Source organism: Vibrio sp. 10N.261.52.A1 (genome assembly GCF_002876325.1).
In the GTDB taxonomy this organism is placed as follows: Bacteria; Pseudomonadota; Gammaproteobacteria; order Enterobacterales; family Vibrionaceae; genus Vibrio; species Vibrio chagasii.
The window spans coordinates 1-15,787 of the sequence record NZ_MCYD01000991.1 but is presented as its reverse complement, the minus strand read 5'-3'; the positions used below and the strand labels follow the sequence as shown (position 1 = coordinate 15,787).

The 15,787-nt window shown below is 44.8% G+C and carries 14 protein-coding genes; 11 read left to right on the top strand and 3 right to left on the bottom strand.

All coding sequences use genetic code 11. The features are described 5' to 3' along the window. Positions 1 to 288: 288 nt before the first annotated feature. The 3 genes from BCT81_RS21510 to BCT81_RS21500 form a co-directional block, all read right to left on the bottom strand. Complete coding sequence (locus tag BCT81_RS21510) at positions 289 to 564, bottom strand: hypothetical protein (protein WP_061031988.1); 276 nt, start codon at positions 562 to 564, stop codon at positions 289 to 291. Between the two features lie 199 nt (positions 565 to 763). Continuing rightward, positions 764 to 2,083 (bottom strand): ATP-binding protein, encoded by a 1,320-nt coding sequence (locus tag BCT81_RS21505; protein ID WP_102425777.1) that lies wholly within the window; start codon positions 2,081 to 2,083, stop codon positions 764 to 766. Positions 2,084 to 2,119: 36 nt separating this feature from the next. After that, positions 2,120 to 2,824: a response regulator gene (locus tag BCT81_RS21500; protein ID WP_102425776.1), complete on the bottom strand. Its 705-nt coding sequence runs from the start codon at positions 2,822 to 2,824 to the stop codon at positions 2,120 to 2,122. A gap of 280 nt (positions 2,825 to 3,104) precedes the next feature. Between BCT81_RS21500 and BCT81_RS21495 the strand changes: the two genes are divergently transcribed. The 11 genes from BCT81_RS21495 to BCT81_RS21445 all read left to right on the top strand — a co-directional run. Next, positions 3,105 to 4,202 (top strand): alpha/beta hydrolase, encoded by a 1,098-nt coding sequence (locus tag BCT81_RS21495; RefSeq protein ID WP_102425775.1) that lies wholly within the window; start codon positions 3,105 to 3,107, stop codon positions 4,200 to 4,202. A gap of 226 nt (positions 4,203 to 4,428) precedes the next feature. Further along, a complete protein-coding gene (locus BCT81_RS21490; RefSeq protein ID WP_102425774.1) occupies positions 4,429 to 6,111 on the top strand; it encodes an LruC domain-containing protein in 1,683 nt (560 codons plus the stop codon). A 9-nt stretch (positions 6,112 to 6,120) separates the two neighbouring features. Further along, the gene (locus BCT81_RS21485; protein WP_102425773.1) at positions 6,121 to 6,630 is read left to right on the top strand and encodes a hypothetical protein; all 510 of its coding nucleotides are present in this window, start codon (positions 6,121 to 6,123) and stop codon (positions 6,628 to 6,630) included. A 401-nt stretch (positions 6,631 to 7,031) separates the two neighbouring features. Continuing rightward, positions 7,032 to 7,634 (top strand): transcriptional regulator BetI, encoded by a 603-nt coding sequence (gene betI / locus BCT81_RS21480; RefSeq protein WP_061031994.1) that lies wholly within the window; start codon positions 7,032 to 7,034, stop codon positions 7,632 to 7,634. Positions 7,635 to 7,738: 104 nt separating this feature from the next. Continuing rightward, positions 7,739 to 9,199, top strand: coding sequence for a betaine-aldehyde dehydrogenase (betB, locus tag BCT81_RS21475; protein WP_102425772.1), 1,461 nt, complete (start codon positions 7,739 to 7,741; stop codon positions 9,197 to 9,199). Between the two features lie 71 nt (positions 9,200 to 9,270). Beyond that, the gene (gene betA / locus BCT81_RS21470) at positions 9,271 to 10,974 is read left to right on the top strand and encodes a choline dehydrogenase (protein ID WP_102425771.1); all 1,704 of its coding nucleotides are present in this window, start codon (positions 9,271 to 9,273) and stop codon (positions 10,972 to 10,974) included. A gap of 112 nt (positions 10,975 to 11,086) precedes the next feature. Continuing rightward, positions 11,087 to 12,058 (top strand): choline ABC transporter substrate-binding protein, encoded by a 972-nt coding sequence (locus tag BCT81_RS21465; RefSeq protein ID WP_102425770.1) that lies wholly within the window; start codon positions 11,087 to 11,089, stop codon positions 12,056 to 12,058. Positions 12,059 to 12,138: 80 nt separating this feature from the next. After that, the gene (gene choW, locus BCT81_RS21460) at positions 12,139 to 12,981 is read left to right on the top strand and encodes a choline ABC transporter permease subunit (RefSeq protein WP_004736863.1); all 843 of its coding nucleotides are present in this window, start codon (positions 12,139 to 12,141) and stop codon (positions 12,979 to 12,981) included. A gap of 2 nt (positions 12,982 to 12,983) precedes the next feature. Then, entirely contained in the window at positions 12,984 to 14,198 is a 1,215-nt protein-coding gene (choV, locus tag BCT81_RS21455) for a choline ABC transporter ATP-binding protein (protein WP_102425769.1), read from the top strand. A gap of 353 nt (positions 14,199 to 14,551) precedes the next feature. After that, positions 14,552 to 15,034, top strand: a complete 483-nt coding sequence (locus BCT81_RS21450; RefSeq protein WP_004736861.1) for a MarR family winged helix-turn-helix transcriptional regulator — start codon at positions 14,552 to 14,554, stop codon at positions 15,032 to 15,034. 406 nt (positions 15,035 to 15,440) lie between these two features. Further along, the coding region (locus tag BCT81_RS21445) for a pentapeptide repeat-containing protein (RefSeq protein ID WP_133152679.1) at positions 15,441 to 15,787 on the top strand (347 nt) is incomplete at its 3' end.

Here is a 15,787-nt window from a genome sequence, read left to right as displayed (position 1 = left end):
GATCTGTGCCTCAATTAATCGAGCTTAAATTGATAGAAGGGTAAATGGTTGGGAGGAGTACGTTACGCGTTTCGGCTATTAGCTGATTTTAAGAACAGTTTTGACGAAGTTTTTATCTTTTAGAGGGTTATTGCCTAATTTGTTATTTATTTTGCATTGCGCTTTTTGAGGAATTCTTTGGCACAGAGCTCAAAACGTCAGGAATAAAAAAACCAGCGACGAATGCCACTGGTTTGAAGATTCTTGCTTGGGTTCGCTAGCGTTTAAAGTTACGCAAGCTCTGGCAACTTACTGTTTCTTACCGCCAACTTGAACGTAGTCGATACCGATAATGCGGTTGATGATACCAAGGGCGGAGCTTGTGTCAGAGTTTGTTGAACGGATGGTATCAACACTTGCACCTTCAGGAACCAGTTCCATTGCACGATCTTGTGTGTTACCAGGAATTTGGAAGCCTACGATATTGAAGCTTTCAGCGTGCGCTGTGTACACTTCATCGTTGTGGCTAATACCTGAACAGCCTGCAAGAGAGACAATGCCCAAAACAACTAATAACTTTTTCATAAACATACCTTTAGAATAATTGGGATCTAGAGGGTTACCCTTTGGCACTCATGACTCATAAAGAACGTCGGAGCGGCTCTTCGCCGCACTCAAGTGACAAGCCATCAATAGTGGTAGCAAGGTTATCTAGATCGAATAAATGGATAGGAAGACAGTGTCTCCCAACCGATGTGAGCATTATTTCAGAGGTGTTTTGTCGTTACTGTATGGCTTTGTCAGCTGCTTCGTTACACAGTGGAAAAGTGATGATGAAGACCGCACCTTTCAAACTTGGGCTTTGAGCAATTTGGACGGTTGCATGGTGTTGGGCGCAGATTTTATGGACGATAGATAACCCTAAGCCATGACCACTCTTCGCTTTGTTACGTGCTTTGTCGCCAACATAAAAGGGATCGAATAGGTGTGCTCGGTGTTCTTCTGCAACGCCATCACCATCGTCGTGCACCGCGATTTGCAGCTGCTCTTGGTGTTTAGTTACTTCAATTGAAATCTGTGTGCGTGCAAATTTCATGGCGTTACGTACGAGGTTATCCAAAGCACGATTGAGCAGGGTTTCGTCAGCCACTATCGATTGCTCGTGTTCTGGTAAGTAAAGGTCAATACTGAGCGCGGTCTCTTTGCTCCAGCGCGTCGTCGCGTGCTCGAGAAAGTCTTTTATTTCCAATGGCTGCTGTAGGCTTTCGAGTTCAGTGCTGTCGAGCTTGGCATAATACAAAAGCTCATCAACCATCTTCTCCATCTCTTCCGTGTCTTCAACAATGCTCTCAATGGTTTTCTCTTGTTCTTCGCTTAACGGCGTGTCTTTCAGCATTTCAGCTTGCCACTGAATACGAAATATTGGTGTGCGCAGTTCATGAGCGACCGCATTGGTGAGCGAGCGATTACTTTCAATTAAGCGGTGAATCCGATCGGCCATGAGGTTGAAGGACTTGTTCAATGATCCAATCGCAATGCCACTTGAGGTTTCAGCGCGCGAAGAGAGGTCCCCTTCTGCAAAGCTGAGAGTGGCAGATTCTAGCTTTTTAACTCGGCGGAATATGATCAGTACGTGGCATAAGCCATATAAGATAAAGCTTCCTAAAAAGAACAACCAAATAAGATCATCCTCTAACTCTATCTTTTGCCTAACAAACGCTTCGCTGTTGGGGAGGTAGTGGTAAGTGTTGTCACTACTTGCTAAGCGAAACCACAGGTCACGTTCGTCATCATGAAAGATAAAGGTGTCTGGATGAGCAATGAAGAATTGTGAAACGGGGTCTGGTATTTCATCTTGTGGGCTGAGGATCACCAGTTTATTTCGTGTGGTTTCGACAAACTGGTTTATCGCTTGATGAGCAGCTTCAAGCCCTTGATTATTAACGATGTTTTCTATCAGCTGTTGATGGGCTGCCGCTTCATAATCTTGCAGTACATATTCGTAGTCAGTATTGAGCTGATAGACACTGATTTCATAGGCGATAATACCTGCCATAAAACAAACTAACAGCCCTATTAGGGACTCCAAATAGATACGTCGCATAATTGTTCTCTTTCATTACGCTCGTACTGAGCGAGGTTAATGCCAAGCGGTGGAAACAAATAAGTAACCTTTACCGCGAATGGTCTGAATTTTTTCTGCTGGCGTATGGTCGTCACCCAGTATTTTCCTTAGGCGCACGACTTTGTTGTCAATGGTTCGATCAATGCCGTCATACTCAATACCACGCAAGGTTTGTGTCAAATAGTCACGTGATAGTGGTGTATTAGGGTTACTCGCCAATAGCCAAAGTAGGTCAAATTCACTGTCTGTGAGTGACAACACTTCACCTGCCAGTTCGCACTTCTTATAGGTGTTTTTTAACACCAGTTGATCGAATTGTAGGCTGTCTGAGTCATCGGCTGAAGCGGTACTAGTGTCTTGGCGGCGTAATAATGAACGAACTCTTGCAAGCAGAACTCTTGGTTTGATTGGCTTAGTGACATAGTCATCAGCCCCTGTCTCTAAGCCTGCGACGTGATCAAAGTCGTCGTCGCTAGCAGTGAGCATCAAGATTTTACCTTTGTAATGTGTACGCGTCTGTCGGCAGATTGTAAGTCCGTCGCTTACAGGAAGCATCAGGTCCAGTAATACAATGTCTGGTTGTTCAGCGAGGATAGTCTGTGCAGCACTGCTGCCATCATCGAGTACCGAGACGTCAAAATCTTGCGCGATAAAGTAGTCTTGCAACATTTTTTGAAGCTTTAAATCGTCTTCCACGATGATCATTCTAGGTTTTGTCATTCCATTATCAGCCTTATCGTGTGTTTAACTTATGAGATTCCGTGAGTGCAATTATCTTATTAGATAATCATAGTTGTATATCAGATTGGAATGCTTCACGAAAAATACCTGATGCGAATGATTAAACACTTTATAAGTTAGTTCAATGCTGAATTGACATTTACAACAAAAATAAAAAACGATGTTCAAAAATAATTACACTCTCATACATTCACAGGACAGATGTGTATGTCTTTAAATAATAGAATCATATCTATCAAAACATGATGGGAATAACTCAATGAATCACTATCGAAAAGCATTACTGGCGTTATCTTTGACTCTTTTAGCAGGCTGTAATTCAAGTTCCAGTTCGAATAAGCCTGCTACTCAAGCGCAAGCGAAACCTAAGGCTGATTACGTATTTTCATCGGCTAAGCTTGGTGAGTTGTATCAAGTGCGACAGGAGGTCCAAGAATCAATGAGGCTGACCTATGATGGTGTTCAGTATGAAAAAATTCTGTTTGCTCATCCTATTGATGGAGGGGAAATGGTAGTTAGGCTTGCGGATAGCTTAGGCCAAAGCGTTGACCTTTATTTAACAGATGAAAAAATCGGTGTCTGTGCAATTTATAGTCAGGGTAATGTTGATCCATTTGATTGTAGAGCGGCTCAACGTTCAATTGGCAATGATACGACGTTAATCGATACGACAACGGCTCAGAGAAAGCTTGTAGTTAAGCTCGAGTATCAAAATGAAGAGGTTGAACATGTCTCTGACGTTGGGTCTACTATCTTGAGTGAAACTAAAAGTGGGAACAAGGTAACAATCACCACATCGTTTGCTTTCAATGATTTTTACCGTGATGTGCTCAAAAATACTGGTGCTGTTGAGCGTATTACTTCCAGTCTAGGCGCAACAACCTTCTCCCAGCTCCTTGCAATCGTGAAGTCAAACATAGGCAGTAAGTTTACGTTGAAGTTTGATAACCATATTGCCGGTAGCTTGGATGATGAAATCAACATGTATACCGGGCTCATGATCTATAATCACAAGATGACGACAGTTGTGACACCAGCGGGGTCGGTTTTCTCGGGTGGTACGGACTTATTCGCAGCGGGTTACCCACGTATTTTACAACGTGCAGACACCAGTAAAGCCATTGAACAGAATAAGCAGGTTGGTGTGCATAGTTGGGCTGAGGGAGATAAAACCGCGAAAGAATTTCCTTACACTAACGAGAGCCATCGCAGCCAAGCGACTTACTTTAAGAAGGTGATGGGAGACAAAGGGATCGCTTTTTATATGTTTACCCTAAATTCAGCCCCAGCTTCTGGTGAGCATTGGATGACGAAAGCGGACTCTGATAAATACAGTTTCATTACCCGTATTGAGTAAGTTTGGGGACGACAACTGATCATTCTCCACCGATTGCTAAAGGTTGATAGTGGCTTTGTCATTATCAACCTTTTTTGTGGTTTTTGTTTCCATTTCAACTTCATTCTCAAATTGAGAAAAATGAATAGCTCGAATATAAATCTTTGTTATGAAAGACTTTATTTTTCGGCACTATACTTGCTCTTCTCCTCTTTACACGTTTCAGGCTAGTGAAAGAGGGAACAGAATGAGAAATTGGAATTCAGTCATACTGCCGAGTTGCTTGGCGCCATGTGTCGCGATGGCGTTGACCACGGCGGATCTAACGTTTGAATCTGGCGCGGATGCGTCCAACTATTCAGCAAAAGGTAAACCTAATAATACGTATTCGGTGTCAGCATCACTGCCTCAAGACGTGCTAACCAACGTCTATTCGATGTTGCCTGAAGGTACCACCGTCAACAGCGCTTTTATTGCCCCTGAGCGCTACTCGAGCATCGACATTGATGATGAGTTGGACGGTGCAGAGTACGCCACAGCCACAATCACTTTTTTGAACGAAGGGGCGGGTTACCGTAACACTCTTGGTTACTTCGTTTTTGATACCAATAACCCTCCAGCTACTAAAGACGATATCAACGCACACGTCGTGGTGTTTCCTAATACGTCCGTTGCTGATGTTGGGGAAATGCAAGAAGGGGACTCCATCGATCTCAGTGTCCAGCTTACGGCAGGTCAAACATTAGCCTTTTTTATCATCTCGAATGGTTGGGGCTGGGAAGGATCTTATAACAACATCCCGTGGCTTGGTGGCTGGGGCACACCTTTCTACAGCTATCCAGCGCTTAACCCTGAGGCGTCAGCTGACAATAGAAGACATAATGTTGCTTTCCTGGATACAGAGAATGAGTTTTTGGTACTTGGCTTTGAGGATATTTATCGTCCAACGGGAGACAACGATTTTAATGATTTGATCTTTACTGTTGAAGTTACGCCATTTATTGCTGTTGATGGGGTTAACGAAGATGGCACAACAGACTCAAAATATGAGGTGCTTGTCCAAGAGAACAATGAAGATGTGACAGTGACAACCGTCTACCCAAGTTCGAACAGCTACGCAACGATCGCCTTTGAGGATAACTGGCCACTAAAAGGTGACTACGACTTCAATGATGTGGTTTGGCGCTACAAAGTGACGGAGCAGCTCAATGGTCAACGAGAACTTAAAAACTTGACCGTAGATTACACACTTCAAGCGATGGGGGCAGGCTACTCGAATGGTTATGCAGTGAAACTACCGAATGTTTTACCTGCGAACGTAGCATCTACCACACTCACTCGTAATGGCGTTGCCGTTGGTCACACGATTTTACAAGCGGGAGACAGTGAGACGATATTGATGGTGTCAGAAAATCTAAGAGAGGATCTGGAAAACTTAGGTGAACTAACAGAAAGCTGTGTTTTCTATCGAACCCAAAGTGCGTGTTCTGGGGTACAAAACGCTGACGTGCTTAACTACCAACTGTACGTGGAATTTACTACACCAGTATCACGTGATGATATAGGTTACCCACCTTATGACTCGTTTATCTTTGGAGCTGATGGTACTTATCACGGTGACTTCGTTGCGACCCCACCGGGTATGACGTGGCAAACTCACTTAAAAGAGTTTTCAGGTACAAGTGATATGAATGACACCTTGTTCAACAGTCATGATGATAGCTCTTCAGGCTCTGAGTCGTTCAAAACCAGCAATAACATGCCATGGGTTATTAATATTCGAGACGAATGGGATCACCCTGTAGAACTGGTTGATATCAGTGATGCCTATACGTCATTCCCTACATGGGTAACCAGCAGCGGTGAAACTGATGGTGAATGGTATAAAGCACCGACCACTAACAAAGTTATATCAGCGACGGATGAGTAGGAGAGCAGCATGAATAAGATCAGCAAATTAATCACCATGACATCCTTCTCACTCATAGTTAGTGCTTGTGGCGGCGGTGGAGGAGGTGGCGGTGGTAACACGAGTGCATCACCTGCACAGACTCCAGATGCGACACCGTCTCCAACGCCTGCTCAACTGCCTGCGTCAGCAATCCAACCAGCCGCGATCAGTACGTCTGACATTGTGGCGCCTGTTGGTTTCTCATTTGATATTGGGGAGAAGATCAGCTTGTCAATGGATTACACGGGAACGACGGCAGGGGCTCTTCATTTGTACTCTGAGTCAGCATTTGTCATGAGTAATGGTGATGTTGTTGCGGAGCCTACTTCTCGAATCACAACCGTTTATCCAACACACACCGATGTCGTAGAGTTAGAAGTCAATGGTAACTGGGAGCAGATCTATGCTCGTTGGGTGCCAATGAGTAGTAAGGAGCAAGAACAGAGCTGGGTGATCACACTTGATCAGTCGAGCAATAGTTACCATTTGGCTTTCTAGTAACGTGTCGCTTATCGACAAAATATTGAGCGATAGTATCTCCAACGTAAAGTACCCAAATATTTGGGTACTTTTATTTTTCACCTGCTTTCCCTTCCTTTATTCCAAAGAAAAATAGAGCTGAAAAGAGGGCTCTCTCATTTAGTAAGCCCACCTCCTCTTCTGCTTAAAACTTAGGCGTTTTAATCAATATCTGTTGAGCCATAACCATCATAGTTCAAACTTTTAATGAATTTGATTAGTGCTCTAAATTAATGTTAAGTTGTTGTTTTTATTGTGATTTTTGTTTGGGTGGTGTTGTTTTGTTAATGGTTTGTTTTAAATAATCATTTGAACCCTAACTAAATTTCTGTCATTTTATATTTAACTGAACGTTCAATAAAAAATAAAAGGACTGAGAAATGCCGAAGGTTGGGATGCCTGACATACGTAAACCACAGCTTGTTCAAGCGACCATGACGGTGATTGATCGAGTCGGTTTGCATGCCGCAAGTATTGCGTTGATCAGCAAAGAAGCGGGAGTCTCTACCGGTATTATCAATCACTATTTTGGCGGCAAACATGGCCTGCTTGAAGAAACCATGCGCGAAATTCTTCGCCAACTCTCCAATACCATCACCACCTCATTAAAAGCCCTCCCTGTTGATGCTCACCAACAGAGGATCAATGCGATCATCGATGGCAACTTCGAAGGCTATCAAGCCGAGAATAAGGTCGCGAAGGCGTGGTTGGCGTTTTGGTCTTACTCCATGCATGACGAACAGTTAAAACGATTACAGCGCGTGAATGAAATACGTTTACTCTCGCATTTACGCCTTGAATTGAAAGGTATTTTGGATCATGAACAAGCGGATCTCGTTGCTCACGGGATTGCTTCTCTGATTGATGGTTTATGGCTGAGAGGCACGTTAAACCCTGATGGTATCGATGCTAAGAAAGCCAAAGCCATCATCAATGATTACCTTGATAAACAACTAACGTTCTACTCGTGTCATACCAAGTAGACCACAGTTTAGTCATAGAACAGCACTAGAACGACCAATACTTACAACTAACATTCAAACAAGACCAGCAGAGTCTAATAACAACAACTAAGTCAGAATCTCAAATGGAAATGAACTCGTTATACATTGACGGCGCAGCAGTGAAAGCTACGTCTGGTGAAACCTTTGATAGCATCAACCCTGCAAACGGCGAACCTATTGCCAAGCTGGGACAAGCCTCTACCGCGGATGTAGATAGCGCTATCGAATCAGCAAAACGTGGCTTCGCAGTGTGGTCTGCAATGACAGCAGTCGAGCGTAGTCGTATTCTTTTGAAGGCGGTAGAAATACTTAGAGCTCGAAATGATGACCTTGCAAAACTTGAGGTTGTTGATACCGGTAAACCACTACAAGAAGCGATTGAAGTGGACGTAGCCTCTGGCGCGGATGTTATTGAATACTTTGCTGGCCTGGCGCCGACGATGCAAGGTGACCAACAACCGCTTAGCGAATCTCAGTTTTTCTATACACGTCGTGAACCGTTAGGCATTTGTGCGGGCATTGGTGCGTGGAACTATCCAATCCAAATTGCGATGTGGAAATCAGCTCCGGCGTTGGCGGCGGGCAACGCGATGATTTTCAAACCGTCTGAAGAAACCCCTCTCACAGCTCTAAAGCTTGCAGAAATTTTTTCCGAAGCTGGCCTTCCTGATGGCGTGTTCAACGTGGTTCAAGGTGACTATCGTGTTGGCCAAATGCTTACGGCTCATCCTGACATCGCTAAAGTGTCTTTCACGGGTGAAACCGGTACGGGTAAAGCAGTGATGGCTGACAGCGCTAAAACGCTGAAATCAGTGACGATGGAGCTTGGTGGAAAATCACCAATGATCGTGTTTGATGACGCAAAACTGGACGACGCGGTTTCGGCTTCTATGGTGGCAAACTTTTATACTCAAGGCGAAGTATGCACCAATGGTACTCGTGTTTATGTGCACGAAAATATTTATGACGCATTCATCGAACAACTCAAAACGCGCACAGAGAAATTGATCATTGGTAATCCAATGGAGATGGGGACTCAGATCGGTGCATTAATTTCTAAAGAGCATCTTTCGAAAGTCCTTGGTGCGATTGAGCTGGCTAAACAGTCTGGCGCAACTTTGTTGACGGGTGGCTACCAAGTAACGGATAACGGCCTCGAAAACGGCAATTTTGTTATTCCAACCGTGTTTGTCGACTGTGATGACTCTATGCCACATGTCCAGCAAGAGATCTTTGGCCCTGTGATGTCGGTGATGAAGTTTACCGACGAAGACGATGTGATTCGCCGTGCTAACGACACCAAATATGGTCTGGCTGCAGGTGTATTCACACAGAACCTTTCTCGCGCACACCGTGTGATTCACCAAATGCAGGCGGGTATTTGTTGGGTAAATACGTGGGGTGATTCACCGGCAGAAATGCCTGTTGGTGGCTACAAACTTTCGGGTATTGGTCGTGAAAACGGACCAGAGACTCTACTTCATTATACGCAGACTAAGAGCATTCTTGTCGAACTTGGCGATTACGCCAGCCCTTATGCCTAACGCGTAACACTCGATTTAACGGGCTAGCGTGAAGAGCTAGCCCAACTGACTCATCTCAGGGAATAGATAACATGGAACAACGCTACGATTATATTATCGTCGGCGCGGGTTCGGCCGGCTGTGTGTTAGCGGATAGGCTAACGGAAAGCGGTGAACATAGCGTTTTATTACTGGAAGCTGGTGGCACGGATAAGAGCATTTTTATCCAGATGCCAACCGCGCTTTCTTACCCAATGAATACTGAAAAGTACGCTTGGCAATTTGAAACCGAGCAGGAACCGGGCCTTGATGGACGTGAGCTGCACTGCCCACGTGGCAAGGTGTTAGGTGGTAGCTCGTCAATCAATGGCATGGTTTACGTGCGTGGCCATGCATGTGACTTCGACCAGTGGGAAGAAGAGGGCGCTGCCGGCTGGAATTACCAAGCGTGTTTGCCTTATTTTCGCCGTGCTGAATCGTGGAATAAAGGCGGTGATGAATACCGTGGTGACAATGGTCCTGTCGGCACATGTAACGGTAACGATATGGCGCTTAACCCACTTTACCAAGCCTTCATCGACGCGGGTAAAGACGCCGGTTACCCAGAAACACAAGACTACAACGGCTATCAGCAAGAAGGCTTCGGCACCATGCATATGACGGTAGATAAGGGTGTTAGAGCCTCAACCTCTAACGCTTATCTGCGTCGAGCATTGAAGCGCCCAAACCTTACGTTGAAAAAAGGCATCGTGGCACGCAAGTTTCTGATCGAGGTTCAACCGGACCAAAGCAAGAAAGCAGTCGGTGTGGAATTTGAAAAGTCAGGTAATATTCAAACTGCTATGGCGAACAAGGAAGTGATCTCTTCTGCGGGCTCTATCGGGTCTGTTCAACTACTACAACTATCAGGTATCGGCCCGAAAGCGGTACTTGAAAAGGCAGGCGTGGAAGTTAAACACGAGTTGAATGGTGTGGGTGAAAACCTTCAAGACCACCTAGAAGTCTACTTCCAATATCACTGTAACGAACCTATCACGCTTAACAGTAAGCTTGGCTTGGTGAGCAAAGGAATGATCGGTGCAGAGTGGATTCTTACTCGCAAAGGCTTAGGTGCGACCAATCACTTTGAGTCGTGCGCCTTCATTCGATCTCGCAAAGGGTTGAAGTGGCCAAATATCCAATACCACTTCCTACCAGCAGCAATGCGTTACGACGGCCAAGCCGCCTTTGATGGTCATGGCTTCCAAGTACACGTTGGTCCTAATAAACCAGAAAGCCGCGGCACGGTTGCTATCACCTCAGCAGATCCGCATGCCAAACCTCAGATTCAATTCAACTACATTTCGACCGAGCAAGACCGCCAAGATTGGCGTGATTGTATTCGTCTAACGCGCGAAATTTTGTCGCAACCAGCAATGGACTTTTACCGTGGCGAAGAGATTCAGCCAGGATCGGATGTGACTTCCGATGAAGCGATTGACGAATGGGTTAAGCAGAATGTTGAAAGTGCTTATCACCCATCATGTGGCTGCAAAATGGGTGCTGACGATGATCCGATGGCAGTGCTTGATGAGCAGTGTCGCGTTCGCGGCGTTGATAATCTGCGTGTCGTTGACTCGTCTGTTTTCCCAACCATTCCAAACGGAAACTTAAACGCGCCAACCATCATGGTTGCTGAGCGCGCTTCTGATTTGATTTTGGGGAAACCAATGCTCAAAGAACAAGACGTGCCAGTGTGGATTGCGCCGGAATGGCAAGAAAAGCAAAGAATCAACAAACCAGTCAGGGAAGCGTAACGCCCTATGACTAAGTAAAAAACAGCAATAAAAATAATTAGTTAAAAGTCAGCAAAACTGCCTCTACTGTTTGAGAAGAGGCAGAAAAAAGGAAAGATTAAAAGGAACCATTATGACGACTCTAAACATGCACAACGTGACCACAAAAACGTTAGCCACATTTGCGATTAGCTCATTTGCATTTGCAGCTAACGCTTCCGTTGAACCACAACAATGTGAAAACGTCCGTTTTGCCGATGTCGGTTGGACTGACATTACTGCCACCACCGCTGTCACTACTGAGCTTTTAAAAGGCTTAGGCTACACCACCAAAACCGACCTACTTTCAGTACCTGTAACTTACTCTTCAATGGCTAATGGCGACATCGATGTGTTCCTAGGAAACTGGATGCCGACTATGGAAGGTGACATTGCTAAATACCGCGAAGCGGGCACTGTGGAAACTGTTCGTGCCAACCTTGAAGGTGCGAAATACACACTAGCGGTACCTAAATACGTGTACGACGCGGGGGTTAAAAGCTTCGCAGATCTTGCAAAGCACGCTGACAAGTTCAAAGACCGTATTTACGGCATTGAACCAGGTAATGATGGTAACCGTCTAATCCAGTCGATGATCGACTCAGACGCATTCGGTCTAAAAGATTTTAGCCTAGTTGAATCAAGCGAAGCGGGCATGGTGTCGCAAGTATCACGCGCAGCACGCCGCAGCCAATGGATTGTTTACCTTGGTTGGGCACCGCACCCGATGAACAGCAACGTTGAGATGGAATACCTTGCTGGCGGTGACGACTTCTTTGGCCCGAATTACGGTGGCGCGAATGTTTACACCAATGTTCGTTCAAACTATCTATCTGAATGTTCAAATGTCGGTCAGCTTCTGCAAAACCTAGAGTTCACACTAGAGATGGAAAACCAATTGATGGAAGCGATTTTGAACCAAAACGTGAAGCCAGAGAAAGCGGCCCAGCAATGGTTGAACAGCAATCCACAACAAGTGGAAGCTTGGTTAGACAACGTTAAGACACATAAAGGTGAATCTGCAACTCAAGCGGTTACAGAGTACCTAAAGCAAGTAAAAGCATAGTTCTAACTATCGTTCTGTTTACCAAAGCTACATAAAGAATAAAGGTGGGCTTCGGCCCGCCAATAATGAAAGGCAATATTGTGAATTTTATTACGGAAAACAAAATCCCTGTCGGACAATGGATGGAAGCTGGTGTTGACTGGTTAACTATCAACGCAGCGGGCTTTTTTGATGCTATTTCTATCTTTTTAGAAACCGTTATTCTGTTTTTAGTCGATGTATTTAAATGGATGCCGCCTGCGCTCCCTATTGTGATTACCGCTGCGATCGCTTGGTATTTACACCGTAAATTGTCGTTGGTGATCTTCGTTGTCGCGGCGCTTCTGACCATCCTCAACCTTGGCTATTGGCAAGAAATGCTGGAAACCTTTGTTCTCGTCTTTGCGGCGACAACGATTTCCGTATTAATTGGCGTACCGGTTGGCATCATGGCGGCGCACCGCCCTTGGTTATACACCTTACTACGCCCCATTCTTGACTTAATGCAGACGGTACCAACGTTTGTCTACCTTATCCCAACCTTGGTTCTATTCGGTTTAGGCATCGTTCCGGGCTTAATCTCAACCATAATTTTTGCTATCGCAGCGCCAATACGTCTGACCTACTTGGGTGTGACTAAGGTGCCAGAAGAGCTGATTGAAGCGGGTAAAGCGTTTGGCGCTAGCCGTATGAAGTTACTCCTCAAAGTGGAATTGCCGGCAGCATTACCAAGCATCATGGCAGGTGTCACTCAGTGCATCATGTTATCGCTTTCTATGGTCGTGATTGCGGCGCTTGTTGGTGCTGACGGGCTTGGTAAACCAGTGGTTCGTGCCTTGAACACAGTGAACATCTCACAAGGTTTTGAAGCCGGACTTGCGATTGTACTCGTTGCTATCATTCTGGATCGCTTGTGCAAAACACCTAATCAGAAGGAGGCTTAATCATGTCTATTTCTCAAGAACAAAAGACAGTGGACGCAATTACGATTAAAAATCTTGATGTCGTTTTTGGTGATAAACCGAAGCAAGCGCTTGAGTTGCTCGACCAAGGCAAAACTCGTCAGGAGATCATTGATGAGACCGGCCAAGTCGTCGGCGTAGACAATGTATCTCTCACGGTTAAAGAGGGCGAAATCTGCGTGCTGATGGGCTTATCGGGCTCAGGGAAATCTTCGTTACTTCGAGCTGTAAACGGCTTGAATGAGATCAGCCGCGGCTCGCTGGCGATTAAAGATGGCGATAAGCAGGTCGATTTAGGTGAACAGTGCGATGAAGCGACACTTCGTCATCTGCGTACCCACCGAGTTTCGATGGTATTCCAAAAGTTTGCCTTAATGCCTTGGTTAACCGTCTTGGATAACGTGGCGTTTGGTCTTGAAATGCAAGGCGTTGCTAAAAGTGTTCGCCGAGCTAAGGCGCGTGAGCAGCTTGAAATGGTAGGTCTTGCGGAGTGGGAAACTAAATTCCCTCATGAGCTTTCTGGTGGTATGCAGCAACGTGTTGGTTTAGCGCGAGCTTTCGCCATGGACACTGACATTCTGTTGATGGACGAACCGTTTTCAGCCCTTGACCCATTGATTCGTGCACAGCTTCAAGATGAGTTGATCACACTGCAGAACAAGCTCAATAAAACGATTTTGTTTGTCAGCCATGATTTAGACGAAGCGCTGAAGATTGGTAACAACATTGCGATCATGGAGTCAGGCAAGCTGATTCAACATGGTAAACCTGAAGAGATTGTACTTACACCTAAAACGGAATACGTGAAGGACTTCGTTGCTCATACTAACCCATTGAATGTACTAAAAGGTCGTTCACTGATGCTACCTCTGGATTCTTTAAAACAAGAAGATGAAAGCTGGCAGATCTGCGATTCAAAAGACCTATGGGTTGAGCAGAGCGAAGGGGAGCTATCTGTAAAAGGTGAATCGGATTTGGCACTTGTCGAGTGGAATGAGTCTGATGATTTAACCGAGATCAGCGGGTCGAGTGTGGTTGTGGTAAGCCCTGAGATTGGCATGCGCGACGCAATTAAGCTCAAGCAGATCAGTAACCATCCGATCTTGTTGGTTGAAGATAATCAATTGGTCGGAATCTTGGATAACAGTGAGTTTTACAATGCATTGACGGGGAATTTCCAACTCAATAATGCTGCTTAGTCGTTTGAGTTGAGCACACTCGCTTTTTAATGATAAATAGGTAGTGAAACCTCGCTACCTATCTGACTCTACTCTCTTTTTATTTTTCTCTTGTTCGCGACTTTTCTTTGATTGTTCGCCGCTTAAAACCGTAATATCAGTACTCAAAGTACAAAAGTGTTGTCACGCTCAAACTCAGAGGCATAGAAAAGATTGAGAATAGTATGAACATCAGTACAATGCGGAAAAATTAATGAAGTAATTTATCAATTTACAGTGTAATTCCCGAGCAGCTTTGGCTCTAGTAATTGGAGTTCCTAGTCGCTTGAGCACTGTGAAAACATTCACCGTATATTAGTACAAAGGTCTGCATCTTGGACAAACATGACGAAATCCTGGTCGCTATTCGCCAAATTATTCGCGCTATCGATTTACATTCGAAGAAGCTGAGTAAAGAGTATGGTTTGACTGGCCCTCAATTGATCTTAATGAGAGCAATCCAAGAAATGGGTAACGTGACGATCAAAGAATTGTCTAACCACACCAATGTAAGCCAAGCGACCACCACTACGATCATTGATCGTCTAGAGGTGAATGGCTATGTACAACGTATCCGTAGTGTTGCTGACCGTCGTAAAGTGCATGCGAACTTGACCGAAAAAGGTCAAGAGCTTCTAAACAATGCGCCACCACCACTGCAAGATAGCTTCGTTAACAAGTTTCAAAACCTTGAGCCGTGGGAGCAAAGTCTGCTGCTTTCTTCGATGCAACGTGTGTCATCTATGATGAACGCGGAAGACATTGACGCGGCTCCAGTTCTTCAGCTTGAAGGTATCGCTAATATCGCGAAAAGCTAGACAACACAACCTGAGAACACGAGTTAAATTCAACCCTCGGTACTTATGAATCGGTTAGCCTCCACGATGGTGAGCTTCACCTATTTTGTTTTTAACTTCTCAGAAAAATTGAGTCTTGTACTTTCCTCCTCGTTAGCCAGGTTTCCTGGCTATTTAAAGCTTACTGATTTTTAAACATGCATCTTTATCTGATGATCAGTTACGTCACAAAACCTTCTGTAAGCCACAAAACTTTTTTCAATATAAGCGCGTTCTATCAACTAAAAACAGCCTGCTTAAATTGCTTATTTGGTGCCTTAAATTGGCTAAAAATGGGTGTTTTAAGTTGCTGTTTTTGTTGGTTTTTAATTTGATGTTTTCTGAAGATCCCAGTGGTAGTCTTAGCTTACTTTCTTTAGGGGGCTAAATGGACACTAATAACAGTACTTACCATCACCACAATTTCGCTCAACAAGATCTGTCTGATATGACTTTCACAGCATGTACCTTCATTCGCTGTGACTTTAGGCGTTGTAACCTACGTGACACGACCTTTATCAATTGTAAGTTCATTGAGCAAGGTGATATCGAAGGGTGCCACTTTGGTATCGCAGATTTGCGTGATGCAAGTTTTCAGAACTGCCAGCTCGCCATGGCGAATTTTAGTAACGCCAATTGCTATGGGATTGAGCTACGTGAATGTGACTTGAAAGGGGCTAACTTTACGAGAACAAACTTTGCCAACCAGGTGAGTAATCGTATGTACTTTTGCTC

What these genes read in the sequence shown, in the direction of transcription:
- BCT81_RS21510 (WP_061031988.1), bottom strand. Translation starts at nt 564, where the DNA reads ATGAAAAAGTTATTAGTTGTTTTGGGCATTGTCTCTCTTGCAGGCTGT.
- BCT81_RS21505 (WP_102425777.1), bottom strand. Translation starts at nt 2,083, where the DNA reads ATGCGACGTATCTATTTGGAGTCCCTAATAGGGCTGTTAGTTTGTTTT.
- BCT81_RS21500 (WP_102425776.1), bottom strand. Translation starts at nt 2,824, where the DNA reads ATGACAAAACCTAGAATGATCATCGTGGAAGACGATTTAAAGCTTCAA.
- BCT81_RS21495 (WP_102425775.1), top strand. Translation starts at nt 3,105, where the DNA reads ATGAATCACTATCGAAAAGCATTACTGGCGTTATCTTTGACTCTTTTA.
- BCT81_RS21490 (WP_102425774.1), top strand. Translation starts at nt 4,429, where the DNA reads ATGAGAAATTGGAATTCAGTCATACTGCCGAGTTGCTTGGCGCCATGT.
- BCT81_RS21485 (WP_102425773.1), top strand. Translation starts at nt 6,121, where the DNA reads ATGAATAAGATCAGCAAATTAATCACCATGACATCCTTCTCACTCATA.
- betI (WP_061031994.1), top strand. Translation starts at nt 7,032, where the DNA reads ATGCCGAAGGTTGGGATGCCTGACATACGTAAACCACAGCTTGTTCAA.
- betB (WP_102425772.1), top strand. Translation starts at nt 7,739, where the DNA reads ATGGAAATGAACTCGTTATACATTGACGGCGCAGCAGTGAAAGCTACG.
- betA (WP_102425771.1), top strand. Translation starts at nt 9,271, where the DNA reads ATGGAACAACGCTACGATTATATTATCGTCGGCGCGGGTTCGGCCGGC.
- BCT81_RS21465 (WP_102425770.1), top strand. Translation starts at nt 11,087, where the DNA reads ATGACGACTCTAAACATGCACAACGTGACCACAAAAACGTTAGCCACA.
- choV (WP_102425769.1), top strand. Translation starts at nt 12,984, where the DNA reads ATGTCTATTTCTCAAGAACAAAAGACAGTGGACGCAATTACGATTAAA.